20 protein-coding genes are annotated in these 24,287 nt (G+C 72.4%); 10 read left to right on the top strand and 10 right to left on the bottom strand.

Annotated features, from left to right (window positions below; all coding sequences use genetic code 11):
• Positions 1–84: 84 nt before the first annotated feature.
• The 3 genes from AB0O34_RS29435 to AB0O34_RS29425 all read right to left on the bottom strand — a co-directional run bounded on the left by AB0O34_RS29435 (position 85) and on the right by AB0O34_RS29425 (position 2,722).
• A complete protein-coding gene (locus tag AB0O34_RS29435) occupies positions 85–543 on the bottom strand; it encodes a hypothetical protein (RefSeq protein ID WP_363920886.1) in 459 nt (152 codons plus the stop codon).
• Entirely contained in the window at positions 540–1,109 is a 570-nt protein-coding gene (locus tag AB0O34_RS29430) for a sigma-70 family RNA polymerase sigma factor (RefSeq protein WP_363920884.1), read from the bottom strand. The genes AB0O34_RS29435 and AB0O34_RS29430 overlap by 4 nt, the downstream gene beginning before the upstream one ends.
• 92 nt (positions 1,110–1,201) lie before the next feature.
• Positions 1,202–2,722, bottom strand: coding sequence for a S8/S53 family peptidase (locus AB0O34_RS29425; protein WP_363920882.1), 1,521 nt, complete (start codon positions 2,720–2,722; stop codon positions 1,202–1,204).
• Between the two features lie 119 nt (positions 2,723–2,841).
• Here AB0O34_RS29425 and AB0O34_RS29420 point away from each other — a divergent pair, with 119 nt between their 5' ends.
• The 7 genes from AB0O34_RS29420 (at position 2,842) to AB0O34_RS29390 (ending at position 12,212) form a co-directional block, all read left to right on the top strand.
• On the top strand, positions 2,842–5,517 hold the full coding sequence (locus tag AB0O34_RS29420; protein ID WP_363920880.1) for a CHAT domain-containing protein: 2,676 nt from the start codon (positions 2,842–2,844) through the stop codon (positions 5,515–5,517).
• 108 nt (positions 5,518–5,625) lie between these two features.
• Entirely contained in the window at positions 5,626–6,723 is a 1,098-nt protein-coding gene (locus tag AB0O34_RS29415; RefSeq protein ID WP_363920878.1) for a hypothetical protein, read from the top strand.
• A 142-nt stretch (positions 6,724–6,865) separates the two neighbouring features.
• Positions 6,866–7,339: a hypothetical protein gene (locus AB0O34_RS29410; protein ID WP_363920876.1), complete on the top strand. Its 474-nt coding sequence runs from the start codon at positions 6,866–6,868 to the stop codon at positions 7,337–7,339.
• Positions 7,336–8,511 carry a zinc-dependent alcohol dehydrogenase gene (locus AB0O34_RS29405; protein WP_363920874.1) on the top strand — a complete coding sequence of 392 codons (1,176 nt, stop codon included), beginning with the start codon at positions 7,336–7,338 and terminating at the stop codon, positions 8,509–8,511. Before AB0O34_RS29410 ends, AB0O34_RS29405 begins: the two co-directional genes overlap by 4 nt.
• Before the next feature lie 194 nt (positions 8,512–8,705).
• On the top strand, positions 8,706–9,371 hold the full coding sequence (locus AB0O34_RS29400; protein WP_363920872.1) for a CBS domain-containing protein: 666 nt from the start codon (positions 8,706–8,708) through the stop codon (positions 9,369–9,371).
• 124 nt (positions 9,372–9,495) lie between these two features.
• Positions 9,496–10,389, top strand: a complete 894-nt coding sequence (locus tag AB0O34_RS29395) for a universal stress protein (RefSeq protein WP_363920870.1) — start codon at positions 9,496–9,498, stop codon at positions 10,387–10,389.
• Positions 10,390–10,511: 122 nt separating this feature from the next.
• A complete protein-coding gene (locus tag AB0O34_RS29390) occupies positions 10,512–12,212 on the top strand; it encodes a GAF domain-containing protein (protein WP_363920868.1) in 1,701 nt (566 codons plus the stop codon).
• 151 nt (positions 12,213–12,363) lie between these two features.
• Here the strand turns inward: AB0O34_RS29390 and AB0O34_RS29385 are convergent, their stop codons facing one another.
• From AB0O34_RS29385 to AB0O34_RS29370, 4 genes are all read right to left on the bottom strand, one after another.
• A complete protein-coding gene (locus AB0O34_RS29385; RefSeq protein WP_363920866.1) occupies positions 12,364–13,005 on the bottom strand; it encodes a response regulator transcription factor in 642 nt (213 codons plus the stop codon).
• A gap of 197 nt (positions 13,006–13,202) precedes the next feature.
• A complete protein-coding gene (locus AB0O34_RS29380; protein WP_363920865.1) occupies positions 13,203–13,625 on the bottom strand; it encodes an Hsp20/alpha crystallin family protein in 423 nt (140 codons plus the stop codon).
• A gap of 227 nt (positions 13,626–13,852) precedes the next feature.
• Positions 13,853–14,119: a DUF1876 domain-containing protein gene (locus AB0O34_RS29375; protein ID WP_363920863.1), complete on the bottom strand. Its 267-nt coding sequence runs from the start codon at positions 14,117–14,119 to the stop codon at positions 13,853–13,855.
• 38 nt (positions 14,120–14,157) lie between these two features.
• Positions 14,158–15,768, bottom strand: coding sequence for a bis-aminopropyl spermidine synthase family protein (locus tag AB0O34_RS29370; protein ID WP_363920861.1), 1,611 nt, complete (start codon positions 15,766–15,768; stop codon positions 14,158–14,160).
• Positions 15,769–15,902: 134 nt separating this feature from the next.
• On the opposite strand from AB0O34_RS29370, the gene AB0O34_RS29365 reads away from it, so the two are divergent.
• Both AB0O34_RS29365 and thrS read left to right on the top strand, forming a co-directional pair.
• Complete coding sequence (locus tag AB0O34_RS29365; protein ID WP_363920859.1) at positions 15,903–16,529, top strand: glycoside hydrolase family 25 protein; 627 nt, start codon at positions 15,903–15,905, stop codon at positions 16,527–16,529.
• A gap of 85 nt (positions 16,530–16,614) precedes the next feature.
• Complete coding sequence (gene thrS, locus AB0O34_RS29360) at positions 16,615–18,582, top strand: threonine--tRNA ligase (RefSeq protein WP_363920858.1); 1,968 nt, start codon at positions 16,615–16,617, stop codon at positions 18,580–18,582.
• Positions 18,583–18,650: 68 nt separating this feature from the next.
• Here thrS and AB0O34_RS29355 read toward each other — a convergent pair whose 3' ends face one another.
• Entirely contained in the window at positions 18,651–19,253 is a 603-nt protein-coding gene (locus tag AB0O34_RS29355; RefSeq protein ID WP_363920856.1) for an Asp23/Gls24 family envelope stress response protein, read from the bottom strand.
• Between the two features lie 182 nt (positions 19,254–19,435).
• Between AB0O34_RS29355 and AB0O34_RS29350 the strand changes: the two genes are divergently transcribed.
• Positions 19,436–19,978, top strand: coding sequence for an HIT domain-containing protein (locus tag AB0O34_RS29350; RefSeq protein WP_363920854.1), 543 nt, complete (start codon positions 19,436–19,438; stop codon positions 19,976–19,978).
• 56 nt (positions 19,979–20,034) lie between these two features.
• Here the strand turns inward: AB0O34_RS29350 and AB0O34_RS29345 are convergent, their stop codons facing one another.
• On the bottom strand, positions 20,035–22,149 hold the full coding sequence (locus AB0O34_RS29345) for a hypothetical protein (protein ID WP_363920852.1): 2,115 nt from the start codon (positions 22,147–22,149) through the stop codon (positions 20,035–20,037).
• 219 nt (positions 22,150–22,368) lie between these two features.
• Positions 22,369–23,952 (bottom strand): family 10 glycosylhydrolase, encoded by a 1,584-nt coding sequence (locus tag AB0O34_RS29340; RefSeq protein ID WP_363920850.1) that lies wholly within the window; start codon positions 23,950–23,952, stop codon positions 22,369–22,371.
• Positions 23,953–24,287 lie beyond the last annotated feature (335 nt).

Raw genomic sequence — 24,287 nt, 5'->3', positions numbered from 1 at the left:
GTGAAGCGTCGCCTTGGTCATTAAGGGGTGACCCGAGCCGAGCGCCGGGCGCCCCGGCGGCGCGTCACCGCCGGGGCGCCCGGATCAGATGGTGATCCACTCCGTGACCACGACGGCCGACGCGAAGCGGCACCGGAGGCTGAACGGCCCCGTGGGCACCCCCTCGCAAACGAACCTGCCCATGCCGTCGGCGGTCACGGTCGCGGGCCGGCGGCCCCGCACCTCGATCTCGCCCGGCCGGCCCGGGATCACCTGGCCGAGGACGCGGCCGGTCGTCCCCACGACGGTCACCTCGATGTCGATGGTGACCCCGAGGACGTGGAAGGTGGCCAGCCGGGTCTCGCCGCCGCCGCGCACGGGCGCGGGCTCCGCGAGGGAGTCAAAGGTCAGCGCGGCCAGTTCGGCGTCCATCGTGCGCAGCGTGTAGGCCTCCACGGCCGCCTGGACCAGGTCGGAGGGCACCGGGTCGAACAGCGCCGCCGCGTGGCGCAGCGCGTCCTCCAGGCGCATGTCCTCCTCGTCCGCGTCGTCGAAGGCGTTCATCCGGCACGCTCCATGAGTGCCCGCAGCCGCCGCAGGCAGCGCTGCCGGGTCGGGCCGATGCCGCCGACCGGGATCCCGAGCGCGGCGGAGACCTCGTGGTAGTGCGGGCGCGGCGAGGCCATGAGCACGCGAAGGAGCCGGCGGCACGCCTCGCTGAGCTGCTCGAAGGCCTGCCAGAGCTGCCTCACCTGGTCGGCCCTGGCGTCGGCCTCCTCCGACCGGATCAGCGCCTCCTCAGGCGTCCACTGGTCGGCGGCGCGGTCGAAGACCCCGGGGTCGCCGACGGGGGAGACGCGGCGCGAGGCCTGGATCACCTTCAGGCACTCGTGCCGCGCCGTGCTCGCCAGCCACGACCCGACCTTCTCGGGCTCGCGGATGCGCTGGAGGTGCTGGGCGAGCCGCAGCCACGTCGTCTGGAACACCTCGTGACCGTCGGCGTCCGACAGCCCGTGGGCGCGCACCACCGACCACACAAGGGGTGCGAGCCCTTCGACGAGCGCTTTCCACGCGGCGGCATCGCCGTCCGCCGCGGACAGGAAAAGGCTGCCGATCGAATCACGGTCCACGGCGACGTCCCTTGGGGCGGGGATCATCATCGTACGATGCGTGAAGCCCTCGGGGGGCATGATGCGCTTCTCAGCCGATTCGTGATGCCGTGTCAGGGCCGCGGCGGGTGGAGGACCACCTCCCTCGGGCTCCACAGCGGCGGCCACAGGGCGGGGACGCTTCGGCCGTGGACCTCGGCCGTCCGCACGGCGGGACCGGTGAGGAGCTTCACCGCCGCCGCGCGAGAACTGAGCCCCGGGTTCTCCATCATGCAGTTGGCGATCATGGCCGCTACGGCAGGGGTGGAGAACGACGTGCCGCTCCACTCGGCCTTGCCCGTGAAGTCCTGCGTGGCCGCCTCGGCCAGGGACGTGCTGAGCTCCCCGGCGCGCGCGGGGAACCCGCAGGTGCAGTCGTAGTCGAAGTCGTGCTCGGAGGTCTGCCTCCAGCGGCAGTAGCCGTAGGTCGAGTGCTGGTACCGGTAGGTCCTCGGGCGTTCCGGGGTGCCGAGGAACGCCCCGACCAGCCGTTCCCCTGGGGCGTACACCTGGACCCAGTCTCCGTGGTCGGTGAAGCAGGCGCCGTGACGGCCGTCCTGGCGCAGCGCTCCGACGGAGAGCACCGCCTCGCTGTACTCCGGGAGCCGCGTGTAGGCGGCGGGCCAGAAGGGGGCGTCGCTCCCGTTGTTGCCGGCGGCGGCCACCAGGAGCGTCTCGGGGTGATCGGCCAGCCGGGCCATGAACTTCTCCATCCCCAGCAGGGGCTCGCCGTCCTCGTTGGACGTGCCGGCGGACAGGCTGATGATGTCCGGCCACCGCGTCCCGTCGTCCAGTCCGGACGCGAGGTCGGCGAGGCCCGGCCACTGGGAGCCGACGGCGTCCAGCACCTCCTGCCCGAAGGTCTGCTCGTCGATGGCGCCGGCGTGGACGAGCTTGCCGGAGACCCGGACGGCCGCCCGGGGCGCGATCGCCGCGATGATCCCGGCGATGAACGTGCCGTGTCCCACGTACTCCTTCACGACCGGATCGGGGTCGGCCACCGGGTCGGACGGGCGGACCCCCTCCGGGAGGCCGCCGCGCTTGAGAGGCTCGCCCGGCGTCGGCACGACGTGGCGCATCCAGGGATAGAGCAGGTCGTGGTCGACCAGCAGGCCCGTGTCGATCACGACGATCGAGACGGGCCGGGCCGGGGCGGAGGTGGACGGGGTGAGCGCGGGAAGCCAGTCCCGTTCCGTGAACGCGGGCTCGTCCGACGGGCAGGAGTTCACCCCTCCAGTGGTGATGGCGATGATGTGGTTGCGGCTCCCCATCCTGCGCCTGCCGTTGCGCGTCTCCGCGAGCCTGATGGCCTCCAGTGCCTTGGTCACCCCTCCGTCACGCGAGTGGGGGTCGTCCGGGTCGGTCACCCGGATCCGCAGGAGCCCGGCCTTGGCCTCCCTCTCGTGGGGCGGCGTGACCGAGATCCGCCTGCCGGCGTTGACCACCGGGACGACCTCGTGCAGCTCTCCCACCGGCACGATGATGTGGTCGCGTTCGTAGAGGAACCTCGGGTCGTCCTCGGGTCCCGCCGCCAGGGGGACGCCCATCTCCCTGGAGATCTGGCCGAGCTGTTCCATGAACCGGTCGAGCGCCATCACGGCTCCTTTTCGCGGGGTGTCATCCAGCCTTCGTCGCCGAGTAAGAGCCGGACGGTGCCCGGCTGATACCACGAAACTGCGTGGACGCCCCGAAACCCCACGTCTAACATCGATTCGTGGGTGAGGGAAGCTCGCGGAAGCCTCGAAAGGCGGCGGATCCTCTCGACCTGCTGCCGATGGTCTTCGCGCGCCCGGCCGAGGCCCTCGCCGAGGCGCGCGACCTTCTCTCCTCCGCGCCCACGCCCCACGACGCCTCCGTCGCCCACCAGGTCATCGGCATCTGGGAGCGCGACTTCGGCGATCTCACCCTCGCGGTCGACCACCTGCGGCTGGCGCGCTCGCTCGCCCGCCGCAGCGGCTCCGCCGACCGGGAGGCCGACGCGCTCGCCGCCCTCGGCGTCGCGGTCGTCTACACCGGCCGCACGGCCGAGGGCCTGCGCGCCCTGGACGCGGGCGTGGAGCGAGGGGACGGCCTCACTGCGGCCCGCGTGCTGTTCCGGCGGGGCCGGGTGCTGTGGATCCTCGGGCGGCACCGCGAAGCGCTGGAGGACCTTCGCCGGGCCGTCCCCGTGCTGCGCGACGCCGGCGACACCATCTGGACCGCGCGGGCGCTCACCCTGCGCGGGCTCGTCCATCTGGCCTTCGGCTCCACCGAGCAGGCCGATCGGGACTTCGTCGCCGCCGAGCGGCTGTGGGACCGCACCCACCAGGACCACGACCGCAGCGTGGCGGTGTGGAACCGCGGGGGGGCGGCGTTCCGCTCCGGCGACCTGCCCACCGCCCTGCGCTACCTCGACGAGGCGGCCAGGCGCTTCGAGGCCCTCGGCACGCCGGCGTTCGGCCTGAGCATCGACCGGTGCGACGTGCTGCTCGCCGCCGGGCTCGCCGACGAGGCGCTCCAGGAGGCCGACGGCGCGACGGCCCTGCTGGAGCGGACGCGCGGGCAGAGCACCATGAAGGCCGAGCTCCTCCTGGTCGCCGCCAGGGCCGCCATGGCCGCAGGCGATCCCGACACCGCCGTCGCCCGCGCCTGGGCCGCGCTGCGGCTGTTCGCCAGCCAGCGGCGCGAATGGGGGGAGGCCCACGCGCGCCTGGTGCTGTTCCGGTCGCGCGTCGCCACCGGACGGATCTCCGGTCGGCTCGTACGCGACATCGCCGCCGTCGCCACCCGGCTGGCCGAGCTCGGATCCCCGGACACGGTGCAGGCGTCCCTGCTCGCGGGACGGGTGGCGCTCGCGCTGGGCTGGGCGGAGGACGCCGAACGCCACCTCGCCGCCGCCGCGCTCGCCCGGCACCGTGGCCCCGCGCTCTCGCGGGCCGACGGGTGGCTGGCCGAGGCGCTGCGCGCCATGGCCGCGGGCCGGGGCGGCAGGGGGGTGCTCCACGCCTGCCGCCGGGGACTCGACGTGCTCGACGAGCACCGGCTGGCACTCGGCGCCTCGGAGCTGCGGGCACGCGCGACGGCGCAGGGGGCCGAGCTCGCGGCGCTCGCCCAGCGCGTGAGCCTGCGACCGGGCAACGCCCGGGGCCTGCTGGTCTGGAGCGAGCGCTGGCGGGCCACCGCGCTGGCGGTGCCGCCCACCCGGCCGCCGGACGACCACGAGCTGCTCCGCGAGACGAGCGCCTTCCGTGAGATCACCAGCCGCGTGGAGTCGGCCCGGTCGTCGGGCACGCCCGCCCCCGCCCTCGAACGCGAGCAGCGGCGGCTCGAACGGGCCATCCGCGCGCGGACCCTCCGGGCGCGCGGCGAGGGCACGAACAACGGCCGTCCCTTCGACGTCCGGGCACTCCTCGACCGTCTCGGCGACCACCGGCTGGCCGAGATCGTCGACGTCGGGGGCGACGTCCACGTGCTGCTCTGCGGCGGGGGAAGGGTCCGCCGGTTCCAGGCGGGCAGGACCGCCGACGCGGCCACCGAGATCGTCCACGTCCGCGCCGCCCTGCGGCGGCTCGCCTACGAAAGGACGCGGCGTGACGGCGGGGCGACGGCGGCGCGGCGGGCGGAGGAGAGGGCGGCGGAACGGTTCCGCCTGCTGGAGTCCGGCGCGCGCCGCCTGCAGGACATGCTGCTCGGCCCGGCCGCCGGCCATCTGGGGCAGGGCCCGGTGGTGATGGTGCCCCCGGGACGGCTGCACGGGGTGCCCTGGGCGGCGCTGCCCGCCCTGCGCGACCGGGTGCTCGGTGTCTCGCCGTCCGCGGGCGCGTGGCTGCGCGCCGGGGAGGTGCCGCCGCCGGCCGGCGCGGATGTCGTGCTCGTGCGCGGTCCGGGCCTCGCGACCTTCGGCGCGGAGGTGCCGTCCCTGGCCGGGCTGTACGGCGAGGCCACCGTGCTGGAGGGCGGCAGCGCCACCGCCCCGGCGGTCCTGAAGGCCATCGACGGCAGCCTGCTCGCGCACATCGCCGCGCACGGGACCTTCCGCGCCGACAGCCCCATGTTCTCCTCGCTGCGCATGGACGACGGGGAGCTCACCGTCCACGACGTCGAGCGGCTGAACCGGGCCCCGTACCGCATCGTCCTGCCCAGCTGCGACTCCGGCGTGATGGAGCCGGTGGGGGCCGACGAGCTGCTCGGCCTGGCCGCGGCGCTGCTGCCGCTCGGCACCGCCGGCATCGTGGCGAGCCTGGTGCCGGTCAGCGACCAGGCGGCGGTGCCGCTGATGATGTCCCTGCACGAGGGGCTGCGCGCCGGCATGGGCATGCCCGAGGCCCTTCGCGACGCCAGGCGCGCGCTGCCGCGCGACCCCCTGCACCAGGCGACGGGGTGGTCGTTCACCGCCATCGGCGCCGCCTGAGCGGCCCGGCCGCTCCCGCGACTCCCCTCGAGTTAGGTAGGGGGTGACTCATGCGCGGGCGGGGCCCGCCTCCCCAGCCTGGTGTGGACACCGGACAGGAGGCGTCCCATGACCACAGACAGCGAGCGCCGCGACTACTGCTCTCTGCCCCCGCAATCCACGCCCGTGCACGCTGCCGGGCTCGCCGGCACCCGGCTCGAAGCACTCATCCTCGGCAGGCTGAAGTGGCTGAACGGCACGGTGCTGCACTACTACTTCTTCGACCGCGAGACCGACGGCTCCACCGTGACCACCGCCGACGGCACATCGGCCTTCGTGTCCTGGGTGGGCGGCAAGGACCAGCAGGACGTCGTCCGCGATAGCTTCCAGGCATGGAAGGACCTCGGCATCGGGCTGGAGTTCGCCGAGGTGGACGACCGCGCGGAGGCCGAGGTGCGCATCGGCTTCATGAAGGACGACGGATCGTGGGCCTACCTCGGGCGCGACGCGCTGAGCATCGGCACCGACGAGCGCACGGTCAACTACGGCTGGCCGCTCACCACGCCCTACGGGCACACCACGGCGCTGCACGAGATCGGCCACGTCATCGGCATGCCCCACGAGCACCAGAGCCCGTTCGCCGGCATCGTCTGGGACGAGGAGGCGGTGTACCGGGACTTCGGGGCACCACCGAACAGCTGGTCGCGGGAGAAGACCTTCAACAACGTGATCCGCAAGCTCGACCAGTCGGAGGTCACCGGGTCGATCTGGGACGCGTCCTCGATCATGGAGTACACCTTCGGGCCCGGGCTGATCCTCGAACCCGAGCAGTACCGGCGCGGGGTGTTCCCTCCGGGCACGATCTCGGTGCTCGACGCCGGGTTCGCCCGCCAGTGGTACCCGCCGCTGGAACCGGCGGGGCCGTCGCTGCTGTCCCCGTTCACCTCCGTCCCGCTGGGCCTGTCGTCCGGCGAGCAGGCCGACTACCTGATCGTGCCCGAGGGCACCCGGGACTACACCGTGGCGACGTTCGGCCAGAGCGACACCGTGCTCGGGCTGTTCGAGGAGATCGACGGCGAGCCGCGCTACGTGGCGGCCGACGACGACTCGGGACGGCCGCACAACTCCTCCGTCACCGCGCACCTGGTCAAGGGCCGCCGCTACGTCGCGCGTGTGCGGCTGTACTCCGCGAGGGGGTCGGGCCAGACGGCGATCATGTACTGGTGAGCCGGGGGGCCGCTCCGCTCGCCACCGCCGGGGCCGCGGGTCAGGCGCTCGTCAACTCCTCCTCAAGTGCCCCCAATTGGAGGGAGCCGTGGGCGGGGATGGGTAGCCATCCCAGCAGTTGTCCATCAAGGGGGAGAGGGGCATGAAACGTGCTGTTTGTGGGGCGATGATCCTCGGGGGCGCCGGCCTGGGCGTGATGCGTTGGCTCACCTCGCGCCAGACCAAGGCGAGGGCCCAGCGGGAGGCGAGCCGGTGGCTGATGGTCACCATCAACCGCCGGCCCGAGGAGGTGGTGCCCGACGGGCGGCTGCCCGAGCCGCTGGCGCGCCTGGGCGAGACGATCGAGGTACAGGTCCGGGAGGCGCCCGGCGATCGAGGTACCGAGCTCGGGGCGCGGCCGATCACCCCGGTGCCCACCGGAGTCGACGAGGTCATGGCGCGCCTCGCCGGGGAGGACCCGCGCCAGGCGGTACGGAGGGCTCTGCGGGAGTCCAAGTGCCTGATCGAGACCGGGGAGGTGCTGCGGCCCGACGAGCCGCCGACGACGCGGCCCACTCCCACCGGAAGGCTTGTGGATCTCGCCTCGCAGCGCGCGGGCGGGGAGGGACGGCTGTGAAGGCACTCACTTGGCAGGGCATCAACGATCTGTCGGTGGAGCGCGTGCCCGACCCTCGGATCCTCAACGACCAGGACGCGATCGTCAAGGTACGGCTGACCACCACCTGTGGCTCCGACCTGCACCTTCTCGGCGGTCACATCCCCGCCATGCGCGCGGGGGACGTCATCGGCCACGAGTTCCTCGGCGAGGTCGTCGAGGTCGGCTCGGAGGTGCGCAGGCACAAGGTGGGCGACCGGGTGGTCGTGTGCTCGATCATCGGCTGCGGGCGGTGCTGGCACTGCGAGCACGACATGTGGTCCCTGTGCGAGAACAGCAACCCCAAGCCGGGCATCACGGACATGCTGTGGGGCGGATCGACGGCCGGGATCTTCGGCTACTCCCACGCCATGGGCGGGTTCAAGGGAAGCCACGCGGAATACGTGCGCGTCCCCTTCATCGACTACGGCGCGTTCTCCGTGCCCGACGGGGTCGACGACCTGAACGCGATGTTCGCCTCGGACGCCGCGCCCACCGGCTGGATGGGCGCCGATCTCGGAGGGGTGCGCCCGGGGGACGTGGTCGCGGTCTGGGGATGCGGCGGCGTGGGGCAGATGGCGGCGCGGGCCGCGATCCTCCTCGGCGCCGACCGCGTCATCGCCATCGACCGCTATCCCGAACGCCTCACGATGACCGAGCGCCACATCGGGGCCGAGACCATCGACTACACCCGCACGGACGTCATCGCCGAGCTGCGCGAGCGGACCGGCGGCAGGGGTCCGGACGTCTGCATCGAGGCCGTCGGCATGGAGGCGGACAGCGCGGGCCCGCAGAAGGTGTACGACAAGGTCAAGCAGCGGCTCCGGCTCGAACAGGACCGCCCCATCGCGGTACGGGAGGCCATCCACGCCTGCCGCACGGGCGGGTCGGTGTACGTCCTCGGCGTCTTCGCCGGGATGGTCGACAAGTTCCCGCTCGGCGCCCTGATGAACAAGGGGCTGACGCTCCGGGGGGCCCAGCAGCACGGGCAGCGCTACATCCCGAAGCTGCTGGACCTGATGTCCAAGGGCGAGCTGAGGACGGCCCACCTGGCGACGCACACGATGACGCTCGACGACGGGCCACGCGGATACGACATGTTCAAGAACAAGAAGGACGGGTGCGTGCGCGCGGTCTTCCGCCCGTGGGCCTAGCGCCTCTCAGAGTGCCCGTGTCACGCCCTCGCCGCGATCTCCTCGCGCGGCGGGGGCGTCGGCGTGCGGGGACGCGGAGACGGCGGATCCAAGGCAGTCCGAAGGTCCCCGCCGCCCGGGACCTTCGGCGCTGACGGGGCCGAGGCGACGAGCGGGATGCTCGAACCAGGGCGGGAAGTCCAGGGGAGGCAGCCATGATCATGAATGTCGGGGACGTCATGGGCAAGGTGGCCATCGCGGTCCAGCTGAACACGTCGTTCGCCGACCTCGTCGAGACGATGCGCCGCTTCAAGGTCGGCGCCGTGGCGGTCATCGACCCCGACCGGCGGCCGGTGGGGGTGGTGTCCGCGCACGACCTGCTGCTCAAGGAGATCGACACGCCGGACGCCGGCGGGGTGTTCGGGGGCCACCGGCGCCGCAGGGAGCACGCCAAGGCCGCGGGGAGCACGGCCGCCCAGGTCATGACCACCCCCGCGATCACCGTGACCGAGAGGACGCCGGTCAGGGAAGCGGCCCAGATCATGCACGACCACCGGGTCAGGCAGCTGCCCGTGATCGACGCCACCGGCAAGATCGTCGGTACCGTCCACCAGTCGGACCTGCTCAAGATCTTCGTACGCCCTCCCTCGGACGTGCGCGCCGACGTCGACGACGCCCTCTGGCGCGCCTCCGTCGACCCCGACACCCTCGCGGTCATGGTCGACCACGGCCTGGTGTCGCTGCGGGGGACGGTCCCGCGGCGCTCGCAGGTGGCGCAGGCGGTCGAGGCGGTGCAGGCGATCGACGGCGTCATCGAGGTGGACGACCAGCTGTGGTACGAGACCGACGACCTCGTCACCGTGCCGCCGCTGTTCACCTGACCCGTATGGACCCCCGTGCCGCCGTACCCCGAGGGCGGTGCGTACCGAGGCCCGTGTGAAGGTGGAAGCAGGACGCGGGCCCGTCCCGGCGGGCCGGCGCCGGGTCGTGGGGGAGGGGTGCGCGATGGCCGGACAGATCGTCGTCGGGATCGACGGTTCCCCGTCGGCGGCGGCCGCGGTGGAGTGGGCCGCCGACGACGCGAGGCGCAGGGGGGCTCGGTTGCGGATCGTGCACGTCTGGGAGCCGTGGTCGTACGACTTCCCGCTCAAGGCGGCGCCTCGCTCGCAGAGCTCGCTACCTGCGTACTGGACGGGCGCGCTGGAGGCTGCCGTCGACTGGGTGCACGACCACACGCCGGGCGTCGAGGTGAGCTCGGCGCTGGTCACCGGGGCCGTGTCCGAGAGGCTCACCACCGAGTCCGAGTACGCCGACGAGCTCATCCTCGGCAGCAAGGGGCTCGGCGGCCTCACGGGCCTGGTGCTCGGCTCGGTCGGCCGGTCGGTCGCCGGGCACGCCGAGGGCACCGTGATCGTGGTGCGCCGCTCGGCGCCCGGCCGGAAGGGCGAGATCGTCGTCGGCTTCGACGGATCGGAGGCGTCCGAGGCCGCCCTGGAGTACGCGCTCCAGCAGGCCAGGCTGCGGGGAGCGCGGGTTCACATCCTGTACGCCTGGTCGACGCCGCCGCTCGCGCCGGACGCGACCGCCTACGCCGGCGGCGTGCGGGAGGCCGTCGAGGAGGAATCGCGGGAGGTCCAGCGCCGTCTGGACCCCTGGCGGCAGCGGTATCCCGATGTGCCGATGGTCGGCTCGGCCGTCCGCGGGCACGCGGCTCCCGCGCTGTCGGACGCCTCGCGCGAGGCCGACCTGGTCGTGGTCGGCTCGCGGGCGCACGGCACGTTCGGCCACGCCTTCACGGGCTCGATCGCCCACGGCGTCCTGCACCACGCGCGCTGCCCGGTCGCGATCGTACGGCCGCGCCGCCCGCACGCCGAGCGCACGCCCGCCGCCGCACGCTGAGCCCGGCCGGCGGGTGGTGGGGTGGCACGGCGCTGGTTAAGCGGTGCCCGATCTTTGGGTAAATGTCGTGACCTGGTAATTCACCCGGATTCGGGTGGGGCGCCTTGTGGGAGACTTCCTTTATGGCGGACGTCCAACCGCGCTCGCTGATGCCGCACATGCGGCTCGACGAGCTCCTGTCGGAACTTCAGGTCAGGCTGGATACCGTGCTGGCGACACGCGACCGGGTCCACGCCCTGCTCGACGCGGTCGTCTCGGTGGGCAGCGACCTCGATCTGGAGACGGTGCTCCGCCGCATCGTGGAGACCGCCACCACCCTCGTGGACGCCACGTACGGCGCCGTCGGCCTGATCGGCGAGGGCAACACCCTGGTGCAGTTCGTCCCCGTGGGTCTGTCCGAGGAGGAGATCGCCAAGATCGAGCACTGGCCGCACGGGCTCGGGCTCCTCGGCCTGCTCATCAAGGAACCGCGTCCGCTCCGGCTGCACCACATCGCCGAGCATCCCGAGTCGTACGGCTTCCCGCCCGGCCACCCGCCGATGGGCTCGTTCCTCGGCGTGCCGATCCGCGTGCGCGAGGAGGTCTTCGGCAACCTCTACCTGACCGAGAAGCGCGGCGGCGGCGACTTCGAGGAGGAGGACGAGGCCATTGTCATGGCCCTGGCCACGGCGGCCGGCGTCGCCATCGAGAACGCCAGGATGTACGAGGAAACCCGGCGGCGCGAGGTGTGGCTCCAGGCGTCCTCCGAGGTGACCACCAGCCTGCTGTCGGGGGCCGACTCCCACGAGGTGCTGACGCTGATGGCCCGGCGGGCGCGCGAGATGGCCGAAGCCGACGTCGCGGTGGTGCTCCTTCCCGCGGCCGGCGGCGAGAAGCTCCGCGTGATGATCGCCGACGGGGTGGCGGCCGACGAGGTCACGGCGGTGGAGGTGGTGGTCGGCGACTCGCTGTCGGGACGGGCGTTCACCGGCGGGGAGCCGGTCGTGGTCACCGACCTCGCCGCGACGGAGATCCCCGCCGTGATCTCCGACGAGCTGGAGGTCGGGCCCGCCGTGGCGGTTCCCCTCGGAGCCGCCGGAGCCGTGCGCGGGGTTCTGTGCCTGGGCAAGCGCTCGGGCCGCATGCCCTTCAGCCAGTCCCACGTGCGCATGCTGCACTCCTTCGCCGGGCAGGCGTCGATCGCGCTGGAGCTCGCCGAGGCCCGCGAGGACGCCGAGCGGCTCGGCCTGCTCGAGGACCGCGACCGCATCGCCAAGGACCTGCACGACGTGGTCATCCAGCGGCTCTTCGCGGTCGCCATGACGCTGATGAGCGCGGTCCGCCTGGTCGACAAGCCGGAGGCGTCCTCGCGGCTCAAGCACGCCGTCGACGAGCTCGACTGCACGATCAGGCAGATCCGTTCGACGATCTTCGCACTCCAGACGCCTCCCGCCGCGGCGGCGTCCAGCCTTCGCGGGCAGATCGTCGAGCTGGTCGAGGGCGCGCGGGGGCACCTCGGCTTCATGCCTGGCCTGCGCATGGAGGGGCCCGTCGACAACAAGGTGCCGCCGGAGCTGGCCGAGCACCTGCTGGCCGTCCTGCGCGAGACCCTGTCCAACGTCGTGCGGCACGCCCACGCCTCCAGGGCCGACGTCGGCGTGGAGGCCGCCGGCGGCTGGCTGACGCTCCTGGTCGAGGACGACGGCGTCGGGCTGGCCCCGGGCGGGCGCCGCAGCGGCCTGCGCAACCTCGGCGACCGCGCCGCCCAGTTGGGCGGGACCTTCACCGCCGAACGCGCCGAGGGAGGCGGCACCCGCGTCTCCTGGCGCGTCCCGCTCGACTAGATCACCGTCACCCGGCCTTCGGACCGCCCCCGGTCCCGCCACCGGGCCTTGGCTCCCCGTCAGTCGCGCCGCCCGGCTTTCAGACAGCTCCCGGTCTCGCCGGCCCGCCTTGGTTCCGCGTCAATCCCGTCACCCGGTCTCCAGATCGCCGTCAGTCGCGCCGTCCCGCCTTGAGCTGGGCGGCGAGCGCCGCCGCCTGCGTACGGCGCTGCATGTCGAGCTTGGCGAGAAGATTCGACACGTAGTTCTTGACCGTCTTCTCGGCGAGGAAGAGGCGCTCGCCGATCTGCCGGTTGGTCATGCCTTCGCCGATCAGCTCCAGGATGTGCCGCTCCTGGCCGGTGAGCGCGGCCAGCGGGTCGGTCCTGCTCCCCTGGTCGCGCAGGCGCCGGAGCATGGACGCGGTGGTCTTGGGGTCGAGCAGCGACTCGCCCCCGGCCACCGTGCGCACCGCCCCGACCAGGTCGGAGCCGTGGATCTGCTTGAGCACGTACCCGGCCGCCCCGGCCATGACCGCGTCGAACAGGGCGTCGTCGTCGGCGAACGAGGTCAGCATCAGGCAGGAGAGCCCCGGGGTCCTCGAACGGACCTCGCGGCAGACCTCCACACCGTTCCCGTCGGGCAGCCGCACGTCGAGCACGGCGACATCGGGCCTGAGGGCGGGGATGCGGGCCATGGCCTGCTGGGCCGTGCCGGCCTCGCCGACGATCTCTATGTCGTCCTCGGTCGAAAGGAGGGCGGCCACGCCCCGCCGCACCACCTCGTGGTCGTCGACGAGGAACACGCGAATCATAATCGGACGCTAGCCGCCCGCCGGTCTCGCCGGAAGGGACCAAGGTCCCGGCCCGCTCGTGTCGTCGTCCCCGCCCCGCTCGTGTCGTCGTGCCGGCGGGCGCGTCACCTCCGGCCCGCGCGTGTCGTCGTCCTAGTGGGCGCGTCGTCACCTCCGGCTCGCTCGTGTCGTCCCCCGGCCCGTCAAGGGTGCCTGCCCTAGCCCTGCTTCTCGACGGGCACGCGCTGGGTCTGCTGCTTCTCCTCCGCTAGCGGGATGTCCACCTCCAGGATGCCATCGTGGTAGACGGCCTTGATCCCCGTCTCGTCGGCGTTCGGCGGCAGCGGGATGGAGCGGCTGAACTCCCCGTACCTGAACTCGGTGCGGTGCGGCTCCGACCGCTCCTCCTTGCGCTCGCCGTGGATGGTCAGCACCCCGTTGGAGACGATGACCTCCACGTCGTTCTCGGGGTCGATCCCCGGCACCTCGGCGCGGACGACGTAGTGGCCGTCCTTGACGGTGTCCTCGAACCGGACCATCTGGGCCCCGGTGTACGGCCGGGCACCGGTGTAGGGCGTCTCCAGCCAGTCCAGCAGATCGGGCACCAGGCCCCTGGACTCCCGGCGGGTTGGCATAGCCATGTTGACCTCCCTGGCTCGTCTGGTGCTTCACCTCCATCTGATGCCTGGGCGGGTCCCCCGGTGCAGGGGTCCTAGGTCCCGAATGCCGGGGACATTCGCCCTCGCCGGGCCGGTGCCCGCACCGGGCCGGCCCGCCGCCTCGACCGCGCCGGCGGCCCGCCTCGACCGTGCGCCCGTCCGCCGCCTCGGCCACGGCGGGCCGCGTCGGCCAGGGCGGGCCCGTCGCGTCAGCCGCGCCTGGAGTGCCCGGCGAACTGGGCGACGTCCTCCGCCGCGTCCCCGGTCAGCTTGTCGGCCAGATCGGCGAGTGCGCGCCCGGCCGCCAGCTCGTCCCCGATCTCGGGAACGGGCCGGTCGGTCGGGTTGCGCCGGGCGTATCCGACGCTCTCGTGCCTCCTGCCACCACGGGTGAGCAGGACGGCTCTGGCGATGGTGCGATCGTCGTTGTCGTCCTCGGTGATGTAGATCTCCACGGTCCACTGCTTGGCCTGCATGACGGCACCTCCTGCCGTTTCCCTTCCTCAACCATCTCTCACCCGCCCGGGGACGCCGCTCCCGGGCCGGTGGCAGCGGCGAGGCGGAGCGAGGACGCCACCGCCTCCCGCAGGTCGTGAAGGCGGTGCCAGGGAAGCTCGATGAGAGTGACCTCGTCGGCCCAGGGAGCCGTCTCGGAGACGACCGCGCGCGCCTGCTTCTTGGTGAGGTGCCCGTGCGCCCTGATCAGGCCCTCCCGCCAGGTGTTGGCGAGCTTGCCGTGGGCGTTGTCCAGGATGCCCCGCAGCAGGCGGTCGGTCTCGCCGGACGGGGGCGGCAGCCGTACGGCGTCGACCACCGGGCCGTTGGCGGTGATCTCGTACAGGGGGGCGAGCGGCGCGGACAGCGCCGCCAGGCCGGTCGGGGGCTCGGCGAGGTAGGCGCGCACGTGGCGGGCCCGGGTCGCGAGCAGCAGGCGGGGGAGCGCCGCCGCAAGGCCGGCCGGCACGGCGACCGCCACCCGCGCGGGGGAGGCGGCGTACGGCTTGGCGAGCCACGTGGACAGCCTCGCCCTCGGCACCCGGGGGGACACCTCCTTCGGCCAGTCGCCCACCAGCACCTCCGGCGTGAAGCCCGGCTCGGCGTCCGGGCCGGGAGCCTGCTCCGCGGGCGGACCGGCAGGGCGCGACTCGACCGCCTGCGGCCCCTGGGTGTAGATCGCGGTGCCGAAACGCGCGACCCTGGCGGCGACGGCCGGGCGGGTCTTGGTGGTGGGGCGCAGGACGTAGAGGTCGGCGGCCGAGCCGATGGCCTCCGCGCCGAAGTAGCGGTTGAAGTCGGGATACATCGCCTCCAGGGCGAGGTTGAGGTCGTGCAGGGAGCCCTGAACCTTCAGCGCCAGCATGGGGGTGCGCTCGCTCGCCCCGTACGCCAGAAGGATCCGGCCCCGCTCCGGGTCGCGCAGCCCCTCCACGGCCCTGGCCACGAACAGCCCGATCCCCTCGGGGGTGTAGGGCGGGTCGGTGATCGCCAGATCGGCCTGCTCGCGGGCCGACGCGGGCAGGCCGAGGCGCAGGTCGGCCCAGCGGGTGCGCACGTCGAGGCCGAGGCTCCCGGCCTGCCCGTCGATGTACGCCAGGATGCGCTCGTCGAGGTCGACCACGGTGACCTGGACGCCCGGGTGGATCATCGCCACCGCCAGCGAGGTCAGGTCGTGGTCGCCCACGCACAGCAGCCGCGAGCCGGGCAGCCAGAACCTGGCGCCGAGCAGCAGCGCCCTGCGCACCACCGTCTCGGGCGTCGCCGCCACATGGTCGAGCACATGCCGCCCGCGCGGCCCTCCCGAGATCAGCTTCTCCATGCGCTCGACCACATCGGCGTGGGCGGGGAGCAGGTGGGCCACGGGATCGGCCGGGACGTCGGGGCCCTCGCCGAGCAGGTCCCGGTACGCGCGCGCCTGCTCGGCCGTGAGCCGGAACCGCTCCCCGGACCGCTGCGGGGCCGCCTCGCGCAGGAGCGCCTCGATGCCGCGCCGCGACGTCGCCGTGCGCCGGACAAGATCGGCCAGGGTCCACCAGCCGCCGTCGCACAGCAGCGCGAGCGCCGCGCGGAACCGTGCGGCGTCCACCCCGGCCTCGTCCAGCAGCCTGTTCAGTCCCTCGGGTTCCATGCCGCAACCTTAGTGAAGGGCGAGCCGGTCCCCGTTCGCGCGGTGCGCGCGCCACCTGGGCCGGCCGGGCGTGTCCGCAGGGCCCCGCGGGCGGTCCGCTGACTACAATCCCCCGGGGTGAGGTCACGGGGAGTGTGCGAAGCGTCATGCTGCACGGCATAGATGTGTCCAACTGGCAGGGCGCCGTCGACTGGTCGGAGTACGCCGGTGACGGCGTCGACTTCGGCTTCGCGAAGGCGAGCGAGGGAACGGCGTTCACCGACAAGTGGTTCGCCCGCAACTGGATGGCGATGCGGGAGAACTGGCTGGTCTGCGGGGCCTACCACTTCGGGCATCCGAAGGGCGATCCCGACGATCAGGTGCGCCACTTCCTCAACGTGGTCGACGAGGCGGGCGGCCTTCGGCGCGGCGACCTGGTCGCCCTCGACCTGGAGCACTCCGGTCACCTGCCGCCCGAGGAGGTCGCCGCGTTCGCCCGGCGCTGGTGCCATGTGATGACCCGGCTCACCGGCGTCAGGCCGCTCATCTACACCTTCCTGTCGTTCGCCAAGAAGGGCTACTGTCAGGGGCTGGACGACTACCCATTGTGGATCGCCGCCCCGAGCCACCCGAAGGGGCACCCCGTGGTGCCGCCGCCCTGGGACAGGTGGACCATCCACCAGTACGCCCACGGCCCGATCGACCGCAACGTGTTCAGGGGCACTCGCGCCCAGCTCACCGCGCTCGGCTTCCAGCCCCACAAGCGCGAGAGCAAGGCGTAGGCCACGGAGATAATCGGGGGCGGTTCCAGGTAGCATCGGGCACGATAAAAGCGAAACCACGTCCACGACTTTTCTTGGAGTAATCGTGTCTGCCGCCCTCGAAATACGCATCACCCTCGCCGGAGCCGAGCGTGTGGTGGCGGGCGGCACGACGGCCGGCGAGGCTCTGGAGGCCGACGGCCGCGCCGTCGTCGCCGCGAAGATCAACGGCGAGCCGCGCGACCTCGCGACCGAGGTCGCCGACGGCGACGCCGTCGAGCCCATCGCGATCGACAGCGAGGAAGGCCGCTCCATCCTCCGTCACTCCACCGCCCACGTGATGGCGCAGGCCGTCCAGGAGATCTTCCCCGGCGCCCGGCTCGGCATCGGCCCGCCCGTGGAGAACGGCTTCTACTACGACTTCGACGTCGAGCACCCCTTCACCCCCGAAGACCTCAAGCGCGTCGAGAAGCGCATGCGCGAGATCGTCAAGCAGGGTCAGTCCTTCTCCCGGCGTGCCGTATCCGACGAGGCCGCCCGCGAGGAGCTCGCCGCCGAGCCCTACAAGCTGGAGCTCATCGGGCTCAAGGGCGGCACCGCCGACGACGAGAGCGTCGAGGTGGGCGGCGACCAGCTCACCATCTACGACAACCTCGACCCGAAGTCCGGCGAGCTGTGCTGGAAGGACCTGTGCCGGGGCCCGCACCTGCCCACCACCCGGATCATCCCGGCGTTCAAGCTGATGCGCTCCGGCGGCGCCTACTGGCGGGGCAGCGAGAAGAACCCCCAGCTCCAGCGCATCTACGGCACCGCCTGGGAGTCCCGCGAGAAGCAAGACGAGTATCTCCAGCTCCTCGCGGAGGCCGAGAAGCGCGACCACAGGAAGCTGGGCGCCGAGCTCGACCTGTTCTCCTTCCCGACCGAGCTGGGCTCGGGCCTCGCCGTGTTCCATCCCAAGGGCGGCATCATGCGCCGCATCATGGAGGACTACTCCCGGCGCAGGCACGAGGAGGCGGGCTACTCCTTCGTGAACACCCCGCACATCACCAAGGAGAACCTCTACCAGGTCTCCGGCCACCTCGACTGGTACGCCGACGGCATGTTCCCGCCCATGGAGCTGGAGGGCGCGCGCTACTACCTCAAGCCGATGAACTGCCCGATGCACAACCTGATCTTCAGGTCGCGCGGGCGGTCCTACCGCGAGCTGCCGCTGCGCCTGTTCGAGTTCGGCACCGTCTACCGCTACGAGAAGTCCGGCGTCGTGCACGGCCTCACCCGCGTTCGCGGCATGACGCAGGACGACGCCCACATCTACTGCACCCGCGACCAGATGCAGGACGAGCTCAAGAGCCTGCTGCGGTTCGTGCTCGGGCTGCTGCGCGACTACGGCCTGGACGACTTCTACCTTGAGCTGTCCACCCGCGACCCCGAGAAGTCCATCGGCACCGACGAGGTCTGGGCCGAGGCGACCGAGGCGCTGCGGGTCGCCGCCTCGGCGGAGAACCTCGACCTGGTCCTCGACGAGGGCGGCGCGGCCTTCTACGGGCCCAAGATCTCCGTGCAGGCCAAGGACGCCATCGGCCGCACCTGGCAGATGTCGACCATCCAGGTGGACCTCAACCTCCCGGAGCGCTTCGAGCTGGAGTTCCAGGGAGCCGACGGGTCGCGCCAGCGCCCCGTCATGATCCACCGCGCGCTGTTCGGGTCGATCGAGCGGTTCTTCGGCGTCCTCGTGGAGCACTACGCCGGTGCGTTCCCTCCGTGGCTGGCGCCCGTGCAGGTCATCGGCATCCCGATCGCCGACGCCCATGTGTCCTACCTCGGCGACGTGGCCAAGAGGCTGCGCGAGAGGGGCATCCGCGTGGAGGTCGACGGCTCCGCCGACCGCATGCAGAAGAAGATCCGCAACGCGCAGAAGTCCAAGGTGCCCTTCATGCTCCTCGCCGGTGACGACGACGTCGCCGGCGGCGCCGTCTCCTTCCGCTACCGCGACGGTGAGCAGAAGAACGGCGTCCCGGTCGAGGAGGCCATCACCGAGATCCTGGACGCCGTCGAGCGCCGCGTCCAGGTCTGATCGAGCTGTCTGGTCGAGCGGTCTGAGCGCCCGGGCGTCAAGCGTCCGGGCGTTCGGCCGTCACCCCGTCAGAAGGCCTCGACATGATCGTCGTCGGACCTCGCGGGCTGCCGCTCGTCCGGAAGCCGCACATCGTCCACGGTCACGTTGACCTCGACGACCCGCATCCCCAGCATGTGGCTCACCGTGCGGGCCACGTTGACCTTGACGTCGCCGGCGACCTCCATGACGATGTGGCCGTATTCGATGACGATGGTGACGTCGACCGCGACCTGATGGTTGTCGATGCGGGCGCGTACGCCCTGGTTCGGGCGCTTGGCTCCGATGCCGACGCGGTCGCGTACCGACTCCAGCGCCCGTTCGAGATCTCCGCCCAGGTCCGCGACCCCGGTGACCTCCAGCGCGGCCAGGGCGGCGACCTTCTCCACGACCTCGTCGGCGACCTTGATGCGCCCCCGGACGCCGGTCGTGAGGTCGGGCTCCTCGGTGATCAGGCCGGGGCCGCTCGCGTCGCCGGGGGACTCCTCCAGCGGGGATTCGTCCAGGAAGTGCGCGGGCACGGGGGACGCCGAATCGGGCCCGTGATCCGGGAACGCCTGCGAGGACTCCGCGTACTCCTCCTGACCCTGGTCACCCGCGGTCGGCTCTTCGGTGGAGACGGTGTCGGTCATTGAAGCTCCTCGTTTCGGGGGTCGATGCCGGTTTCGGGGGCGGTGTCCATGCGGCACCTCCCCGTCATACCGGTCCGGCCTGCCGCCCGGGTGAGATTCCGCCGAAACCGTGCCCGATCTGTCCCCGTTGTTGGACGCGCCCGCTCGTGACCGACCCGATGCCTCGTCCTATGCTGCAAGGCATGCAGGAGCCGATTGAGCAGCCCGGTGCGGGAGAGCCCGACAACTTCCAGCGTCTGTGGTCCCCGCACCGCATGGCCTACATCAAGGGTGAGAACAAGCCGAGCGGGACGGGCCCCGATGAGGGCTGCCCGTTCTGCGAGATCCCCAAGATGAGCGATCAAGACGGGCTCGTGGTCGCCAGGGGCTCCTCGGTGTTCGCCGTGCTCAACCTCTACCCGTACAACTCCGGGCACCTGATGGTCTGCCCGTACCGTCACGTGGCCGACTACGCCGACCTGGACGAGGGCGAGACCTCGGAGCTGGCCGACTTCACCAAGCGCGCGATCGTCTCGCTGAGGAAGGCCAGCGGCGCGCAGGGGTTCAACGTCGGCATGAACCTCGGCCATGTCGCCGGGGCGGGCATCGCCGGTCACCTGCACCAGCACGTCGTGCCGCGGTGGGGCGGCGACACGAACTTCATGCCGGTGGTCGGCCACACCAAGGTGCTCCCCCAGCTGCTCAAGGACACCAGGGAGCTCCTCGCCGACGCCTGGCCCACCTAGCCCGCCGCCCGCCGCTGGTAGCCGTCCTGGGCCGGCGCCTGGCGCTCGTGGTCGGCCTAGCCCGCCGGGAGCGGACGCAGCACGGGGGCGGGCTCCGGAGAGACCGGGACGAGGGCGCGGATGCCCGCCGAGAGCACCAGCGGCACGGCCAGCGCCAGCGCCATCGACAGGACCGCCGCGCCCGAGTCGTTGACCAGCATCCCGACGACCCCGCTGACCAGGGCTCCGATGAGGCCGGCGCGCAGCATCGGAGCCCGCTCGAACGCCACGGGCAGCACCCCCGCGCTCGCGGCGCCGGGGCGGAACAGCGCGAAGACCAGGAACGCGAAGGCCGCGACGACGATCGGCATGAGGTTCGGCGAGAGCAGCGTGCTGAGCATGGCGGCGAGCTTCCTGAGGATCACCGGCACGAACGTGCCGTCGATCACCTGCCCGACGAACCGCCCGAGGTGGGTCTGCGAGGCCGGCGGGCGCAGGTAGTCGAGGTAGGCGATGCCCATCACGACGACGCCGCCCGCGACGCAGAAGGCGCCCAGCTTGACGATGGAGACCCGCTTGCCCGCCACCAGCAGGGCGGTGACCGCGATGCCCGGCACGAACGCGATCACGCCGCCGAAGTCGCTGCCGACCCCCGGCCAGCCGTCGAGGAGCATCGCGAAGCCGCCGAGACCGGCCACCAGGGCGACGGCGACGTTCCTGCGGCCCGCACGCACCAGCCCGTCGGCGACCGCCGTGGTCACCAGGAGCACGGCGGTGGCGAGCAGGGCGAAGGGGATGTTCCCGAGGCCGTAGTAGCGGGCGCCGACGACGCCGGTGTAGCCCATGAGGCTGTCGAGCTGCATGGTGGTGCCGGTCAGCAGATCGCCCACGAGCACGCCCGCCGTGACGGCCGCCACGACCGAGGGCGGGCCGAGCACGCCTGCGCCCCCCGGACGGCCGCGCAGGCGCGACCACAGGGCCGGCAGGGCGAGGGCGAGGCCGGTGAGCACGGTGGCGCAGATGACGACCCCGGCCACCAGCGCGAGCACGGGCACGGCCGCGCGCTCCCAGGGCGTGAGGTTCACCAGGTAGGTGGAGACCGGGAGCGAGGCGAGGCCGAGGGCGGCGACGCGCACCCCGCCGAGGCCGCGGCGGCGGCGCAGCAGCAGGAAGGCGATCACGTAGAAGAGCACCTGCAGCACCGCCAGGGCCGTGAAGAACAGGCCGCCCACCTCGCGGATGGTCTGCCCGGCGACGTCGGCATGCCGCAGCGCGGCGGCGCCGTCGTCCGCGGTCGTGGCGCGGCCCGCCTGCCACGGCGCCCCGATGACGTTGGGGGGAACGGCCGCTCCTGCCGCCTTGAGCATGGTGGCGGTGAGGTCGGGGAGGATGACCATGTCGTCCCTGTGGGTCGACGTGGCCCCGAGGAAGTGGCCCTGGGCGCCGGGCGCCCGCCACATCGCCACGCGCAGGTGCGGCTGGGAGCCGTGGTCGGCCAGCCCGGCGAGCAGGACGGTCGTGTCCGGCGGCAGGTGCCCGAGCACGGAGCCCGCCGTGGCGTCCGCCGCCCTGAGCGCGATCTTTCGCCGTGCGGGGGAGAGCAGCTCCGGCGCCTCCGACATCCGCTCGCCCTGGATGTACGGGCGGATCAGGTCGTCGACGTCCACGGCCAGCACGCCGCAGGCGGACCAGTCGGCGAGCTGGTCGGGCGAGGGGGCGTAGCGGTCGACGTGCCCGGCGCGGTCGGCGAGCGCGAGGGCCGCGCCGGGGCCGACCGCCGAGGTGCACTGGCCGGCCGCGTGCGCGGCGGTGCCGAGCGTGCCCGCGTAGGTGACGTCGCGCACCGTCCAGAGCCAGTCGAAGCCGGGGATGACCGCCCCGGCCCCCTGCCGCTCCAGGGGCGGCGGGGGGCCGCACTTGGAGCCGACCGAGGACCGCACCCCCGCGGAGACCGTGAGCCACCCGTCGTAGGGGCAGGTCGTGCGGCCGACGGCGCGGACCGACAGCGAGCCGAGCGCGCTCTGGCCCGCCAGCCGCCAGAGGTTCGGGGTGTCGGCCGCGTTCACGTCATGCCAGTGGAGCCCGGGCACGCCGATCAGGGCCACCCGTCCGGGACCGTCCGCCCGCGCGGCGGCGGGGGCCATGACGAGCCCCAACACGATCATGGCCACCGCGCCGAGCGCCCGCCTCACCACTGACCTCCCACGACCCCTCCACCGGCGAATCCCTGGGCACCGTACGGGAAAGTCGGCGCCCCGGTCCAGGAAACCGCGCTGAACACCGCCCGAACGTGGACTCCGGGCACGGTTCACCGGGAAGAACCGAGGGGACGCGCTCGCGGGATCGTCTGGACCCGGCCGCGGCCACCACGCACCCTGGCCAAGAAACCGGGGTGGTCGGCTCGCGGCCGGTCAGGGGAGCGGGGCCGTGACGGGCGCGCTCTCGTTGCCGAGGCGGTCCAGCGCGCTCACCAGGTAGGTGCCCTCCGATGTGGTGGTGTAGGACTGCTCGGCCGCGCCGGTCGCGGGGACGACGGCGAGGAGGTTGCGGGCGTCGGTGGTCGCGCAGTCGCCCGCCTTGGCGCCCGCCACCCGGTAGACGGCGTAGGCGCGCGCGCCGGGAGAGGCCTTCCACAGCAGCGTCCCGCCGGAGTTCCGCAGCGCCGACGGCGTGGCCGGGGCCGCGCCGCCGCGCTCCTTCATCAGCGGGAGCAGCGCCGGGCGGGGGTAGTGGTCCTGCACGATCTTGTCGAGCACGCCGAGGGGGTTCTTGCCGACCTGGGTGGCGCTGAAGTAGACGTCCCCCTGGACCTCGGGGTACCTGCGGTTGAGCGTCAGGTGGGCGGGCAGCTCGCCGGCCTTGGTCCAGGCCGCGTTGTCCCTGGTGCCGACCCGGTAGAGCGCCTGGCCGATGTAGAGGTGCACGCCGGTGCCCTTGACCTCGTTCGCCCACCACGGGACGAGCTTGGCGTAGTCGGCGGCGGCGAACCCGCGGGGCCAGTAGAGCTGCGGCATGATGTAGTCGACCGAGCCCGCCTTGATCCACGCGCGGGCGTCGGAGTAGATCGCGTCGTAGGCCGACAGGCCCTTGGTGTCCGAGCCCGAGGGGTCGTCGGACTTGTTGCGCCAGATGCCGAACGGGCTGATGCCGAACTTGACGTACGGCTTCGCGGCATGGACGGCCTTGCCGACCTGGGCGACGAGCTTGTCGACGTTGTCGCGCCGCCAGTCGGCCAGGGACTTGCCCTTTCCGTACTTTGTAAAGGCGCCCGCGTCGGCGAACTTGGTGCCGTTGCCGGGATAGGGGTAGAAGTAGTCGTCGAAGTGCACGCCGTCGACGTCGTACCGCTGCACGACGTCGGTGATGACCTTGACGGTGTGGGCGCGCACCTCCGGCAGGCCGGGGTTGTAGTACAGCTTGCCCTCGTGCTTGACGACCCACTCGGGGTGCTGTCGCGCGGGGTGGCCGGCGGGCAGCTTGGTGAGGTCGTCCTTGTCCGCCGCGCGGTAGGGGTTGAACCAGGCGTGGAACTCCAGGCCGCGCTTGTGCGCCTCGGCGATCAGGAAGGGCAGCGGCTCCCAGCCGGGATCCTTGCCGCCGGTGCCGGTGAGCCACTGCGACCACGGCTCGTAGGGGGACCGGTAGATCGCGTCGGAGGCCGGGCGCACCTGGACGAACACCGCGTTGAAGTTGCGCTTGACCGCGTTGTCGAGGATGCGGACGTACTCCGCCTGCTGGCGGGCCGGGTCGAGCCCGGTCTTGGACGGCCAGTCGACGTTGTGCACGGTGGCGATCCACACTCCCCTGAGCTGCCGCTTGGGGTACTTGGCGCTCACCTCGCACGCCTCCGCGGGGGCGGTGCGGGCCGCCGCCGGCGCCGCGGGCCTGGTCTCGCTGTCCGCGGGAACGGCACCCGGTCCGAAGAAGTAGGCGACGCCGGTGGTGACCACCGCGATGGTCGCGGCGGCGAGCAAGGGCCGATGTCCGTTTCGCATGGGACATCAGTGTGGCATCGGCAAAGAGTTGGTAAGACCCAATAAAAGAAATCGTATCGTGATGCCATCGTGACGGGTGGGGTCTTGGTGATTGCCGGGAACGCCGTTCGCGGCCGGCCGGGAGCCCGGTCCCGCAGGGGACATTCCAGGCGGCACCTGGGGTTGCGAGGCCGGGAGCGCCCGGCCGGCACGGGGCCGTACGAGCGCGCGGCGAGCGGACCGGGCCCCCGGGTGACAAGTGGCTTACCCTCCGGGGGGGGGGGGCCCCCCCGCCGGGCCGCCCCGGCGGCCTGGGTCTGAGAACAGCAATAAACAAAAAAAACCAACACAAGAAG

This window comes from Sphaerisporangium sp. NPDC088356 (assembly GCF_040685555.1).
GTDB lineage: Bacteria > Actinomycetota > Actinomycetes > Streptosporangiales > Streptosporangiaceae > Sphaerisporangium.
The sequence above is the reverse complement of the archived record's forward strand: the minus strand, read 5'-3'. Positions and strand labels throughout refer to the sequence as shown.